Origin of the sequence: Acinetobacter lwoffii (assembly GCF_024129855.1) — a bacterium.
In the GTDB taxonomy this organism is placed as follows: domain Bacteria; phylum Pseudomonadota; class Gammaproteobacteria; order Pseudomonadales; family Moraxellaceae; genus Acinetobacter; species Acinetobacter lwoffii_L.
The window spans coordinates 88,711-102,510 of record NZ_JAMXXC010000004.1; the positions used below are offsets into that span (position 1 = coordinate 88,711).

Sequence of the window (13,800 nt, forward strand, 5' to 3'; positions counted from 1 at the left end):
TTTTAATCGGTATACTAGAATCTCTTGTATAAAAAGTAGCAATATCAGGAAAGACAATGACTGCACGTATTCAAAAAGGCAAGTTAGCGATTGCTAAAGAACTTTACGATTTCATCGAAAATGAAGCACTACCAGGTTCTGGTTTAGACAGCGAAACATACTGGAAAAACTTTGAACAAGTCGTTGTTGATCTTAGCCCTAAAAATAAAGCACTTTTGGCTAAGCGTGATGACATTCAGGCGAAAATTGATGAATGGCACCGCAATAACACATTTGAATTACAAGCTTACAAAGCTTTCTTGACTGAAATTGGCTACTTGTTACCAGAAGTAGAAGATTTTCAAATCAGCACTGAAAATGTAGATGAAGAAATTGCAATACTGGCAGGTCCACAGTTGGTGGTACCAGTACGTAATGCACGTTACTGCTTGAACGCTGCAAACGCACGTTGGGGTTCTTTGTACGATGCACTTTATGGCTTCGATGTCATCTCTGAAGAAGATGGCGCGGAAAAAGGCAAAGGCTATAACCCGAAACGTGGTGAAAAAGTTGTCGCATTTGCAAAGAATTTCCTCAACGAAACTTTCCCATTGGCACAAGGTTCGCATGCAGATGCAACTCAATACGCAGTTGAAGCTAATGCACTGGTTGTTACCCTAAAAGACGGTTCAAAAACAACTGTGGCAGATGCAGCTAAATTCGTTGGCTACAATGGCGAAGCTTCAGCACCGACTGAAATCGTATTTAAAAATAATGGCCTGCACGCTATTGTGCAAATTGATGCCAGCAGCCCGATTGGCCAAACTGATGCCGCTGGTGTAAAAGATGTAGTTCTTGAAGCTGCGGTTACGACCATTCAGGACTTGGAAGACTCGATTGCAGCTGTTGATGCTGAAGAGAAAGTAGAAGGCTACCGTAACTGGTTAGGCCTGATGAAAGGTACTTTAGAAGAGTCTATTGAGAAAAACGGTAAAACTGTTACCCGTAAACTGAATGAAGACCGTACTTTCAAAAATGTAGAAGGTGGTGAAACTAAAGTTCACGGCCGTTCATTGATGTTGCTGCGTAATGTTGGTCATTTAATGACAAACCCTGCGATTCTGGTAGATGGCGCAGAAATCTATGAAGGCATCATGGATGCATTGGTTACGCCATTGTTGTCTTTTGCAGACATCAAAGGTGAAAACACGATCAAGAACTCGCGTCAAGGTTCAATGTATATCGTTAAGCCGAAAATGCATGGTCCTGAAGAAGTGGCATTTGCCGTTGAATTGTTTGAACGTGCAGAACAGGCACTTGGCTTACCTGCAAAAACTTTAAAAATCGGGATTATGGATGAAGAACGCCGTACTTCTGTGAACTTGAAGAACTGTATTGCACAAGCCAAAGATCGTACGATCTTCATCAATACAGGTTTCATGGACCGTACCGGCGATGAAATCCATACCTTTATGGAAGCTGGTCCATTCGTTCGTAAAGGCGAAGTAAAAGGCCAAATCTGGTTCCCAGCTTATGAAAACCGTAACGTGATGATCGGTCTGCAAGCAGGTTTACGTGGTAAAGCACAAATCGGTAAAGGCATGTGGCCAAAGCCAGACATGCTGCTTGACATGTACAAAACCAAAGCTGAACATCCTGAAGCGGGTGCGAGCTGTGCATGGGTTCCATCACCTACAGGTGCGGTGATCCACGCGATTCACTATCACCAGATTAATGTTGCAGACCGTCAGCAAGAACTATTGTCGACTCAGCCTTTATCTCTAGATGATTTGTTGACACCGCCATTGGCGAAAGACACTAACTGGTCTGAAGAAGAAAAAACCAAAGAACTTGAAAATAACTGTCAAGGTATTTTAGGTTATGTGGTTCGTTGGGTAGATTTGGGTGTAGGTTGTTCTAAAGTGCCAGACATCAATGATGTCGGTTTAATGGAAGACCGTGCAACTCTACGTATTTCTTCACAACACGTTGCGAACTGGTTGCGTCACGGTATCGTAAGTCGTGAGCAAGTAGAAGAAGTTATGCAACGTATGGCGAAAATTGTGGATGAGCAAAATGCCAATGATCCACTGTATACGCCAATGTCTGCTGACTTTGCCAACAATATTGCGTTCCAGGCAGCATCTGACTTGATTTTTAAAGGTGGTGAGCAGCCATCAGGTTATACCGAGCCGCTTCTGCACGCAGCGCGTTTAAAGTTAAAAGGTTATACAGGTGACTAATCCTGTCTAGCTTAAAAAAGCCTCTTCGGAGGCTTTTTTATTGTCTAATGGTAAGCCGTCGTTGTTTTGACTAGAAATTTTCCAGTTGAACTCTTAAAGTGGGGCAAAGCATGTGAGGAAACAATAAAATGACAACGGTATATCAAAATTTAGACCAGCAGTTTATTCATGGTCAGTGGCAAGCTGGTACTTCAACCAGAATAATAAAAAATATTAATCCCTATACCCAGAGTGAAATTTTTAGTATGCCAGCTGCCAGTTCTGTCGATGTCGACAGTGCTTATACCGCAGCAGAGCAGGCTTTTCAGCAGGGTGTTTTGAATCCCACTGAAGTACGAAAAACAGTGCTGCAAAATGTGATGACAATTATTCAGCAGCGTCGGGACGAAATCATTGACTGGCTCATTATTGAATCAGGCAGTACGCGCATTAAAGCCGGCGTTGAGGTAGATGCTGCTTTAGGCATCATTCAGGAAAGTCTGGCTTTTCCAGATCAGATCCAAACAGAACAGCTCGAAAGCAAAGATCCAGCACGTAAAAGTATGGTTTTACGTAAGCCTTTAGGCGTGATTGCAGTCATCAGTCCATGGAACTTTCCATTTCATTTGTCTTTACGTTCAGTGGCTACTGCAATTGCCTGTGGCAATACCGTTGTATTGAAGCCGGCCAGTGATACGCCGGTGACTGGCGGCACCTTAATTGGTAAATTATTTGAAGAGGCAGGTTTGCCTGCAGGTGCACTGAATATTGTTGCCGGTGCTGGCAGTGAAATCGGGGATTATTTTGTTGAGCATTCAGTGCCGAAAATGATTTCATTTACCGGCTCCACCGAAGTGGGGAAAAGTGTCGGCAGTAAAGCCTTGGCCAGTTCACGAATCAAGCGTCTGGCACTTGAACTGGGTGGCAATGCACCTTTGGTCATTCTGGATGATGCCGATCTTGATCTTGCGGTTGAACTAACGCTGATGGGGCGTTTTATGCATCAGGGACAAATTTGCATGAGTACTAACCGGGTCATTGTCGATGCCTCTATCCATGATGCTTATGTAGATAAGCTCCTGGATCGGATCAAAATGATTCCGGTGGGTGATCCAAATCTGGAAGATACCGTGATCGGTCCGATCATTAATCAGAGTCAGGTTGAAAAGCATCAACAGATCATTCAAACAGGCAGCGAGCAGGGCGCACAACTGGTGTATGAAGGAGGAATTGAAGGGAATCTGGTCTATCCGCATATTTTTATTGATGTCGCGGAAGATTCCGATCTGGCGCAGCAAGAAAGCTTCGGTCCAATTTTACCTATCTTAAAAGCCCGGGATGAAGCACATGCTTTAAATCTGGCCAATGCGACCGAGTTTGGTTTATCCAGCGCAGTATGTACTTCAAACATCGAGCGAGGCACTGCTTTTGCCGCACAACTGGATATTGGTATGACGCATATTAATGGTATTAGTGTTGCAGATCAGTCAAATGCACCCTTTGGCGGCGAGAAAAATTCAGGATTGGGTCGTTTTAATGGCCGCTGGATTTTTGAGGAATTTACCCGGACACATTGGTTGACTGTCCCGAATTCATAACAGTCAACGCGCCTAAAACTATAGAAATACGACAGGCTTCGACTTGGCATCACGGTATAATCTGATGGTCGAATGATTTACATATATGAACCATGTGCGCCAATTTTAAGCCTTTAACCTCAGAGCAGTTGCATAATCTGGGATTGCCAGAAATTCCTTTTGAATATCCAGAGGGGGTCTATCCCAATTATGCTACACCGCTTTTGTTTCATTCAGCTCAAGGACTGGAATGGCGTTCCGTGAATTTTGGACTCATTCCGAAATGGGCAGAAGACAAAACTATAGGTACCAAGACCTATAACGCCAGAAATGAAACCTTACTGCAAAGGCCCACCTTCGCTGAAGCCACCGCCAAATGTCATTTTGGCGTCATTCCGGTATCGGAATTTTATGAGTCCAAATATTTTGACAATAAACCGCAGCGTTGGGGTGTAAGACGTAAAGATGGTCAGGCGACTTTTATTGCAGCTGTGTATGAGATTGCTCGGGTACAAGGTGAAATTGTACGCTCTGCCAGTATGATTACCATGGATGCAATTGACCATCCCATGATGAAGGAGTTTCATGAGCCGGGTAATATCAAACGCTCGGTTATTGTGATTCCACAGCAGCGACTGCAAGAATGGCTAACGCTAAGGCATCCGGATATTCGTAACTTTGTAGAGGGCTTTCCGGTAGAAGATTTTGAATGCTCACATGTACCAAAAGAAAAAATCAAAAAAGTCAGTCCACAACTGAACTTTTTTGATTTTTAGAAAGCTCTGGCGAATTATTTATTATTATAAAGTATGCGCCAATTCGCCAGCGTCTATTTAAAATAAAAAGTAGGTCTTTAACGAGCTAAATTTTTGAAAATATGACGTAAACTTTCCATGGTTTTTTCAATTTGCAAAGGCGTCAGGCCTTCAAATGACTGTTCCAGTACGACATTGGTCAGATCATTGATCTTATGTGTCATTTGCATGCCTTTGTCAGTCAAAAATACTCGGGTAATCCGTGCGTCATCCTCACATGAATAGGTTTCAACCAGACCTTCGTCTTTTAAGCGGTAGACAATTTTAGTCGTGGTCGACATTTTAGAAACAACCATCTCTGACAAATCAGAAACACTGGCATGCGGTTTGGCTTTTAGTGCAAGAAGGATGCGGCGGCGGGAATTGTCAACACCATACTTTTTTAGTGCATGATCGACATTAACGACGTATTGAGCATGAACCTGAGTTACCCAATAATATGGAAAGTTTTCTAAATTAAATTCTTCCGTACACGGCAAAAATTTTGCATATTTCTTAGTCATGAAATGTTCCTTGTATTTATTTTTCTAGGGCCCGTTCATTTTATGAAAAAGTTTATGCATATTTCAACCTTTATTTTAAAAATGTTAAAGCGCTAACACTTTTTAGTTTTGCTTAACATCCCAAGGAGTTGATCAGTTCTGCATGTGAGCCTTATCTGGCGCGAAGATTGTTCTTTAAAATCGGATGAAAGGCGATAATATTTTGTATAAATTTAATTCCTCATTATGTATTTCGTGAGTAGAAATGTTTTCCAAGACTTTTTATTATTCTTAAGCAGCCTGTCTGAATAGGTTTTAATGCAAATAATTGTATTTCAATAAATTAATCGATTTAAGAAATATAGGGTGATTGAGTGGTTTTAGTCAATATAGTAAATGATTATTTACAGCTATATTTTTAAGTGATTGTTCTTTCAATAAAAAAATAGTTTATGCTCTAATCTTTAAGTGACCTTAAAAATAATAGCCTAATCAAACTAAATTCTGTTTATTTTTAATTCAATTCGAATACATGATGTAGAAAAAATTAAAATTAATCAGTTTCAGCATCAATCAGTTGGTCATAAAAGTCTCAATAAAATCATGATCATGTAATTTTTTTGTAAATTAATACATTACAAAATACTCAGTTTATGCATAATGGAATAGTCTTAAGTTGCATAGGTTAAATTTTAATGGATCCCTCGCCGTGCGTTGATCTTCCATCTCTATTTCTAGCTTACTCGAACGGGGTCATTCTCTAATGGAATTTTTATTAGATCCCGGAATCTGGGTAGGTTTAATTACTCTTATTATTCTTGAAATTGTTTTAGGTATTGATAACCTAGTCTTCATTGCCATTCTGGCTGAAAAACTTCCTCCTGAACAACGCGATAAAGCACGTGTTATTGGTTTGTCTCTCGCATTATTCATGCGTCTAGGCCTGTTATTTGCCATTGCCTGGTTGGTCACTTTGACACAACCATTGATTACTGTGTTTGACTGGACCTTCTCCGGTCGGGACCTGATCTTGTTATTTGGTGGCTTGTTCCTGGTGTATAAGGCCGTTACTGAGCTGCATGAAAAGATTGAAGGTAAACCTGAAGTCACAGTGTCTACCAATGTGGTATATGCAAGTTTCACTGCTGTTGTTGCACAGATTGTTGTTTTAGATGCTGTTTTCTCTTTAGATTCAGTGATTACCGCCATTGGTATGGTCGACAATATTTATGTCATGATGGCTGCCATGATTGTCGCAATGGGCGTGATGCTACTGGCATCGAAACCATTGACCAACTTTGTGAATCGCCATCCAACCGTGGTGATTCTGTGTTTAAGCTTCCTACTTTTGATTGGTATCAGCCTGATTGCAGAAGGTTTTGGTTTCCATATTCCAAAAGGCTATATCTATTCAGGTATTGGTGTTGCGATCATAATCGAAGCATTCAACCAGTTCGGTCAGCGTAATGCTGCTAAACATGAATCCAAGATTCCTTTGCGTCATCGTACGGCTGACTCGATCCTGAAGTTAATGGGTGGCAAGCTAGAGACGACCGACAGTCAAAATAATCAGGCACAAGAAACCTTTGCAGATGAAGAACGCTATATGATTGGTGGGGTGCTTACCCTTGCAGAGCGTTCAGTCGCTTCGATCATGACGCCGCGCGGTCAGATTTCATGGGTTGATCTGGAAGATAGCCCAGAACAGATCCGTGAAAAAATTCTGTCTGTTCCACACAGTCTGTTCCCGGTATGTCGCGGTAGCCTAGATAAGGTGATTAGCGTAGTACGTGCCAAAGAATTATTGGATGTACTGGAAGAGCCGGAAGAATTAAAAGCACTGATTAAACGTCATCGCCCAATTTATATCTTTGAAAAGATGAAAGTTATTGACGCGATTAATACCTTGCGTACTTCTAAAGGTTCTTTGGTCTTGGTGAGTGACGAGTTTGGTAATGTACAGGGTCTGATTTCACCGCTAGATGTATTTGAAGCAATTGCTGGTGAATTCCCGGATGCAGACGAACAGCTAGATCTAGTTAAAATCGATGATACGCACTGGATTGCATCGGGCATGTTAGATCTTTATCAGCTTGAGCTTGAGCTTGGCATGATTGATCTGATTGATGAAGATGCCGGTTATATCAGTGTGGCGGGTTTGATTCTGGATAAAACCAACAGTACGGTTGAAGTGGGCACCGAGTTAAATTATCAAGGTGTGCAGTTCAAAGTCACTGAAATTGAAAGCAATCGTATCAAGTCGGTCAGCATTCATTATGTAGGTTAAACAGGTGTTTTAAACACGTTATTTGTTCAAATTCTAAAAGTCAGTTGCTTTAGTGGCAGCTGGCTTTTTTAATGCATGTCTGTTGAATGTGGCTCATTAAAATAATATGAGCCTTCGTTTAAACTGATTTTTATCAGTTTATTCATACTATTAGTCATGTTCCCGATTGAGCTGAATATCCGGATATTGCAGTGAGATTTTGAAGCCGAAAAAGTCAAGTCAGCAATCGAAAATAAGCATGATCAAGCATCAAATATTGATTCATGTAACCTGTTAATCAAAACTTAAAAGTCATATTTAAATACTGACAAAAAATTGAACTACAATTCACATGAACTAGATTTGCATGATGCAAACAGATCTTAAGTAAAATGGAAACCGTTTGTGTGGAAATCACTAGATAAGTTGCATGAAGCCTACTCAGTTCAGAATAAAACTACTCAAAAATGATCTCCGAAAGAGCTAGACAAAACATTTCTAATGAGGTCAATAGAGCAAATGAGCAGGATCAATCTAAATAGGGGCGTTTATCTATTCAAGAGAATAAACACCCTGTGAAGCGACCAGTAAACTAAATGGATTCTGGCAGAATTTTAAAGTTGGCGTATTTTCGGATTGTTTCAGTATTGAGTTGGTGGATTTCATCCAGAAAGGCGACATTAAAACTGCCTAACTGTTGTGCGCGTTCAAATGCCAATTGACCGGCAATTGCAAAATGTACATGTGCCGTTAATGCAGCAAGGGCTGGAGACGTTACTGCACTATAGGCAGCGATCAGTGCACCGAGTGCACATCCCATCGCCGTGATTCGGGGCTGTAAAGCAGAACCGCCTGACACCTGTATCACAGGATAGTCTTTCGAAATAATGTAATCAGATTCACCGGAGATTGCGATACATTCACAATGATCCAGCAAACTTCGCGCCTGTAAATAAACATCCCCACTGTCTACTGTGCTGTCTACACCCTTGGACTCGATCTGCTTGCCAGCCAAAGTACCAATTTCAGAAGCATTGCCTCGTAAAATCGTAGGCTGGGAATGTATCAACTGATCTACGATGCCAGAACGCCAGTGCAGAACTGTTCCATAACCGACCGGATCAAGCACCCACGGTTTTTGCAATTGATGGGCAGTTTTCGCAGCAATCTGCATCGCCTGAACTTGCTCGGTGGTTGGTGTACCCAGATTCAGACTGATCGCTGCAGCAATCTTGGCAAAACTTTCAGCTTCAAACGGATTGTCGATCATAGCCGGAGATGCATGTGCAGCCAGTACAATATTGGCGACATAGTTACTGGCCACCGTATTGGTCATTATATGTACCAGGGGCTGCTGTTGCTGAAGTTTCAACCAGGCCTCACAGATCTGATCCAGAAGCGTTTGCTGTAGTGCTTGCGTAGAAGTCGTCATAATGGTTATTTAGAAGAAGAGAAATATTCGTTGTATTCGGTCAGCGGGTAAAATAGTGGTCTTGATGCTTGCAGCTACGACAGAACAGGCTGACATAATCACTGGCATCATAATCCACCGACAGTTCCTGTGAGCCGCAGTGCATACAACGTTTTTGGGAATAAAATTTCAGGCGAGGTTCGATCTTATGCCACGAACGCCACACCGGCTGAAAGAAGATATTTTCATCATAGCCCAGAAAACGGTAAAACAAGATTTCGCTCATCTTGCTAAATGCCAGTTGAGGTGGTCGAGGCAAAGTAGAGGTTTCCCATTTTTCTGTAACTGAACGTTCGCGGTACTGCTGCAAGGTTTTTTTCAGCAGATTGGTATTAATAAAGTTTTCATTGCGAGGCTTGAGGGCTTTTTGTTTGTACAGATATTCAAGTCCCGTTTGTACCAGATAATAAATCTGGCCTACAGCCAGTACATCCAAAAGACGATAGCAAAAGGTCTGAAAGCTCTGATTTCCGGAAATCTGCACATTCCAGCTACGGCAATAGAATTGAGCAAACTGAATGATTTCTTCATACAGCAGGCAATAGAGTGCATCTTTGACTTCATCTGCACTTTTAAAGGGCACACCTTGGCTCAGGTTCTGATAAAACCAATTGCGCAGCTGCTGGGTAATGCTGAACAGGGTCGGTTCAGAATAGCCATCCAGTCGCACATTAATATAATAATGCTGATTTTCCTGCTGGAGATCTTTGGGAATCAGAACCTGATCCCGGATCAGGCTTTTCACCAGACCATGCTGAAACAGATAGTTGGGACTGATGGAATAATATCGAATTTGATGCCAGTCAATATATTCGCGGTGCTGGCTATATTCCTGAACCTGTTCATCCAGAATCGCGAGTAAAAACAGTTTATTGATAAAACTGAGCTGATTCAGCTCAAGAACCGGTCGATCCTGTTTTTTATGATATTGACGGTTTTCCTGTAAACGGACTTCCTTGAGCATGCGTTTACGCTGCGCCAGACAGTGGTCGCAATAACAATTGTGCTTTTGATCGGAATACAGCTGATGCTGACAATGGCTGCATTCGTGATAGCTCAGTTCCTGATCATATTGCTCTGCCTCAATCCAATACATCGATGCCTTACACAGCGGACAGTGGGTACTTTCATCAAGCTGTTTTTGCAGAACACTGAATACCATGGTCGCGAGCAACTCTAGAATGGACGGGCATTTGATTATACACGGCTGATGAGATGCAAACGTAGTGGACTGGTACAATTTTTCTAAATCAAAAATAGTCACCCAAACAGGAGAAGAGCTACCGAAGTAGCTCTGATTTTAAAAACATGAAATGACACTTTTTAAACCGGGCAGGGTAATGTGTCGTCCTCCTCGCCGCGATGTTTGGCATGAATTAAGGCCTGAACCTTTTTAGAGGGAACTTTTTTGGTACCCAGTGCATCGTAGGTGTTGAGAATGGCAGTCACTTCATGAGCCTGAAGCGGAATACCTTCACAGCTCATCAACAGTGCAATCACTTTATGGTCAATATTGGCCTGATCTAGGGTCTGCAGAGTTTTGATATTTTCGATCCGTACAACATGCTGTTTTAAATACATGGCTCACCTCATCATTATCATTATTTTTTCATTGGAAGTGTGGAAAAACACAGTTTAACTGTAGCAAGAAGTATGCTCATTTTTTAATCTTCATTTATGGGGTACTCTGCAAATAAAATTATATATTTCTAAATCAGTTATTTATGAAAATGTAAGAAATTATAATCCTGACTATTTTTATGGCACAGATATTTCTTATGTAGAGCCGAGTGCTGTCCATTTAGGCAGAATGCATTGAAAGTGGTGCATGAAATGCTCATATTAGATCTGACAATACAAATGCACAGACAGCGTTTCAAACTTGGCGTATGATTTTGACATGAACAATGTCGAACACGATAAAAGATTAGGACAGGACATGAATATTGCGGCAAACCCGGTGATCGAAGCGGATCAAACCATTTATTTAAAAGACTATCAAAAACCTTCCTTTGTCGTCGATTCTGTAGACCTGAATATTCAAGTCTACAGTGACCACAGTCTGGTCAGCAGCAAGCTGGAGATGCAGCGTCAGACTGCTGGCGATCTGGTTCTGCTTGGCCGCGATCTGGAACTGCAATCGATCCGGTTAAATGGTCAACCCCTGAATGACAGAGACTACCATCTTGATGCTGAACAACTGGTGATTGCCAATGTGCCTGATCAAGTGTCGCTTGAAATCGTGGTTAAAATTCATCCTGAAAGTAATACTATGCTGGAAGGTTTATATCAGGCCAGTTCAGATCTGTTTGTGACCCAAAATGAACCAGAAGGGTTCCGTAAAATTACTTTCTATCCAGACCGTCCTGATGTGTTGTCGGTCTTTACAACGCGTGTAGAGGCAGACAAGAAATATCCGGTCTTGCTCGCGAATGGTAACCTGCTGGAAACCGGTGAAGTAGATGAAAAGCGTCACTATGCCGTGTGGCAGGATCCAACCAAGAAACCGAGCTATTTGTTCGCCTGTGTCATTGGTGATTTGGCAGTGATGAAAGATTCTTATGTCACGTCAGAAGGCCGCAATGTGGCTCTGGAAATCTACGCAGAAGAAAAAGATATTCCAAAATGTAAGATTGCCATGGAAGCGCTCAAACATTCCATGCGCTGGGATGAAGAGCATTATGGTCTGCCTTATGATCTGGATAACTACATGATTGTGGCGACCAGTGCATTCAACATGGGTGCCATGGAAAATAAAGGTCTGAATATCTTCAATACTTCATGCGTGCTGGCCGATGAAGAGTACACCACTGATGCCGCAATCATGCGAGTGCAGTCAGTCATTGCACATGAATATTTCCATAACTGGACTGGTAACCGGATTACCTGTCGTGACTGGTTCCAGTTATGTTTGAAAGAAGGCTTGACTGTATTCCGTGACCAGTCTTTCTCGGAAGATTTACAATCGGCTGCGGTACAGCGTATTGATGATGTAGCAGTTCTGAAAGCACATCAGTTCCCGGAAGATTCAGGGCCGCTATCACATCCGCCGCGTCCAGATCATTTTGTAGAAATTAACAACTTCTATACTGCCACTGTTTATGAAAAAGGGGCTGAAATTAACCGCATGATGGCGACCTTGCTCGGTAAGGAAAAATTCCGCCAGGGTACAGATGAATATTTCCGCCGTCATGATGGTCAAGCAGTAACAGTTGAGGATTGGGTGGCTGCACTGACAGCAGGTTCAGGTGTGGATCTTTCAAACTTCCTGACCTGGTACAATCAGCCGGGTACACCTAAACTTCAAGCAAAAGCTGAATATGATGTAGAGACACAAATCTATCGCCTCAGCTTTAAGCAAAGCCTGAAAACCCATGCTAAATATCCAAATCTGAAAGCCGTACCCATTCCAGTGGCTTTGGCATTGTTTGATGCTGAAACCGGTGAGCAGCTAACGCTGAACTCTGAGGCACTCTTTGAAAATGGCGTCAAAGATGGTGTGTATCTGTTTGATCAGGATGAAGCCACGATTGAATTTAGCGGTGTGACAGCAAAACCGGTGGTGTCCTTGCTGCGTAATTTCTCTGCACCAGTGAATCTGGACTTTGACTATTCAGAAAAAGAACTGGCTTTCCTGTTGCAATACGAGACCAATGGTTTTAACCAGTGGCAAGCAACTCAGACCTTACTCGAGCGTATCTTGCTGGATGACCAGCCTGCAGAAATTTATATCGAGGCTATGCTCAATACCTTGCCGGATGTGATTGAGAAAGATCCGCTGTTGGCATCACGTCTGTTTGATGTACCGTCGGAAGGTTATTTAGGTAGCCGTATTGATCAGGATTATAATCCGGTCATGATTCAGGAAAAGCGTGAGGCTTTGCTGCATACCTTGGCACGTGCTTTTGGAGAAACAGCGAAAGAAACTTATCTTAATCTGGATCCTGATCTGCAATCTGAATTCTCGCAAGCAATGGGCGTGCGCGCCTTAAGAAACATCATGCTGACGATGATGGCTCGTCAGGGAGATGCATTTGCCTTTGATTTAGCCCATGAGCAATATCACACAGGCAATATGTCTGAACGTTTGGGTGCGCTGAAAGTCTTGGTCTGGAATGATGCACCACAAGCAGAAGAAGCTTTGGCAGATTTCTATAGCCGCTTTGAAGATGAAGCCTTGTCTTTAGACCAATGGTTTATGGTTCAGGCAGCACATCCAAAAGCAACGGATGCAACGATTGCGTATCTGACCCAGCATCCGGATTATGATCTGGCTGTGCCTAACCGTATCCGTGCAGTGAGCGGGGGGCTGAATGCTAATCCGGTCAATACCTGGAGCTTTGGCGTGCAGCATTTTATTGGACTGGCAAAATATCTGGACGAGAAAAATCCGATTGTAGGCTCACGTTTGCTACAGGTATTGTCACGCTGGTATACCTTGGCAGAACCGCAACGCAGTGAAGTGAAAGCACAGCTTGAAACCTTAAAGCCACTGGTTAAATCTAAAAATGTGTCTGAGACACTCAATAGTATGCTCAGCGTATAACATCAATATTCATAAAAAACCGGATCGACCTGATCCGGTTTTTTATTTCCTGTTTATTTCAAACGCTGGCTTTAAATACAGTTGAATTTCTCTAAAGGCTTAGGTAAGTACTAAAGGGTGTTACAGTATGATTATACGGAAAAGAGTATTTGTTTATTAAGCTGTAAGCTAGGTAAAGGGATCTACAGATTCGCTTACTAGAGGTTGTCCAAGATATGTTAGTGAAAATTGAAGATGGTTTTTATTTAAATAGCCAGCATATTATTGCCGTACATGTCAGCAAGAATCCTGAAAATGGCTTACTTGAAATCTCCATTCAATATACGCCGCATTCCATTCAGCAGGTCGGAGAATACAAAAAAGTATTTCAAAGCCAGCTTGATGCTGAAATTTTCTTAAGTGAGTTAAATCAAAAACTTCGCTAAAAGCCTGCATCATACAG

10 protein-coding genes are annotated in these 13,800 nt (G+C 42.1%); 6 read left to right on the top strand and 4 right to left on the bottom strand.

Going from position 1 to position 13,800, the window contains the following annotated elements:
• The first annotated feature begins 56 nt into the window (after window positions 1-56).
• The 3 genes from NI465_RS05380 (at window position 57) to NI465_RS05390 (ending at window position 4,554) form a co-directional block, all read left to right on the top strand.
• Window positions 57-2,222 carry a malate synthase G gene (locus NI465_RS05380; protein ID WP_253144541.1) on the top strand — a complete coding sequence of 722 codons (2,166 nt, stop codon included), beginning with the start codon at window positions 57-59 and terminating at the stop codon, window positions 2,220-2,222.
• A 128-nt stretch (window positions 2,223-2,350) separates the two neighbouring features.
• Window positions 2,351-3,799, top strand: a complete 1,449-nt coding sequence (locus NI465_RS05385; RefSeq protein ID WP_253144543.1) for an aldehyde dehydrogenase family protein — start codon at window positions 2,351-2,353, stop codon at window positions 3,797-3,799.
• Window positions 3,800-3,891: 92 nt separating this feature from the next.
• Entirely contained in the window at window positions 3,892-4,554 is a 663-nt protein-coding gene (locus NI465_RS05390) for an SOS response-associated peptidase family protein (RefSeq protein WP_253144544.1), read from the top strand.
• Between the two features lie 77 nt (window positions 4,555-4,631).
• On the opposite strand, the gene NI465_RS05395 is transcribed toward NI465_RS05390, so the two are convergent.
• On the bottom strand, window positions 4,632-5,096 hold the full coding sequence (locus NI465_RS05395) for a MarR family winged helix-turn-helix transcriptional regulator (protein ID WP_004278843.1): 465 nt from the start codon (window positions 5,094-5,096) through the stop codon (window positions 4,632-4,634).
• Window positions 5,097-5,838: 742 nt separating this feature from the next.
• On the opposite strand from NI465_RS05395, the gene NI465_RS05400 reads away from it, so the two are divergent.
• Window positions 5,839-7,362: a TerC family protein gene (locus NI465_RS05400; protein WP_005247303.1), complete on the top strand. Its 1,524-nt coding sequence runs from the start codon at window positions 5,839-5,841 to the stop codon at window positions 7,360-7,362.
• Between the two features lie 571 nt (window positions 7,363-7,933).
• Here NI465_RS05400 and thiM read toward each other — a convergent pair.
• The 3 genes from thiM to NI465_RS05415 form a co-directional block, all read right to left on the bottom strand.
• Window positions 7,934-8,773: a hydroxyethylthiazole kinase gene (gene thiM / locus NI465_RS05405; RefSeq protein ID WP_253144546.1), complete on the bottom strand. Its 840-nt coding sequence runs from the start codon at window positions 8,771-8,773 to the stop codon at window positions 7,934-7,936.
• Between the two features lie 40 nt (window positions 8,774-8,813).
• On the bottom strand, window positions 8,814-9,974 hold the full coding sequence (locus NI465_RS05410) for a hypothetical protein (protein WP_253144547.1): 1,161 nt from the start codon (window positions 9,972-9,974) through the stop codon (window positions 8,814-8,816).
• 161 nt (window positions 9,975-10,135) lie between these two features.
• The gene (locus NI465_RS05415; protein WP_253144548.1) at window positions 10,136-10,393 is read right to left on the bottom strand and encodes a hypothetical protein; all 258 of its coding nucleotides are present in this window, start codon (window positions 10,391-10,393) and stop codon (window positions 10,136-10,138) included.
• Between the two features lie 358 nt (window positions 10,394-10,751).
• On the opposite strand from NI465_RS05415, the gene pepN reads away from it, so the two are divergent.
• Both pepN and NI465_RS05425 read left to right on the top strand, forming a co-directional pair.
• Window positions 10,752-13,358 carry an aminopeptidase N gene (pepN, locus tag NI465_RS05420; protein ID WP_253144638.1) on the top strand — a complete coding sequence of 869 codons (2,607 nt, stop codon included), beginning with the start codon at window positions 10,752-10,754 and terminating at the stop codon, window positions 13,356-13,358.
• Window positions 13,359-13,573: 215 nt separating this feature from the next.
• Complete coding sequence (locus NI465_RS05425; RefSeq protein ID WP_004278836.1) at window positions 13,574-13,783, top strand: hypothetical protein; 210 nt, start codon at window positions 13,574-13,576, stop codon at window positions 13,781-13,783.
• Window positions 13,784-13,800 lie beyond the last annotated feature (17 nt).

What these genes read in the sequence shown, in the direction of transcription:
- NI465_RS05380 (WP_253144541.1), top strand. Translation starts at nt 57, where the DNA reads ATGACTGCACGTATTCAAAAAGGCAAGTTAGCGATTGCTAAAGAACTT.
- NI465_RS05385 (WP_253144543.1), top strand. Translation starts at nt 2,351, where the DNA reads ATGACAACGGTATATCAAAATTTAGACCAGCAGTTTATTCATGGTCAG.
- NI465_RS05390 (WP_253144544.1), top strand. Translation starts at nt 3,892, where the DNA reads ATGTGCGCCAATTTTAAGCCTTTAACCTCAGAGCAGTTGCATAATCTG.
- NI465_RS05395 (WP_004278843.1), bottom strand. Translation starts at nt 5,096, where the DNA reads ATGACTAAGAAATATGCAAAATTTTTGCCGTGTACGGAAGAATTTAAT.
- NI465_RS05400 (WP_005247303.1), top strand. Translation starts at nt 5,839, where the DNA reads ATGGAATTTTTATTAGATCCCGGAATCTGGGTAGGTTTAATTACTCTT.
- thiM (WP_253144546.1), bottom strand. Translation starts at nt 8,773, where the DNA reads ATGACGACTTCTACGCAAGCACTACAGCAAACGCTTCTGGATCAGATC.
- NI465_RS05410 (WP_253144547.1), bottom strand. Translation starts at nt 9,974, where the DNA reads ATGGTATTCAGTGTTCTGCAAAAACAGCTTGATGAAAGTACCCACTGT.
- NI465_RS05415 (WP_253144548.1), bottom strand. Translation starts at nt 10,393, where the DNA reads ATGTATTTAAAACAGCATGTTGTACGGATCGAAAATATCAAAACTCTG.
- pepN (WP_253144638.1), top strand. Translation starts at nt 10,752, where the DNA reads ATGAATATTGCGGCAAACCCGGTGATCGAAGCGGATCAAACCATTTAT.
- NI465_RS05425 (WP_004278836.1), top strand. Translation starts at nt 13,574, where the DNA reads ATGTTAGTGAAAATTGAAGATGGTTTTTATTTAAATAGCCAGCATATT.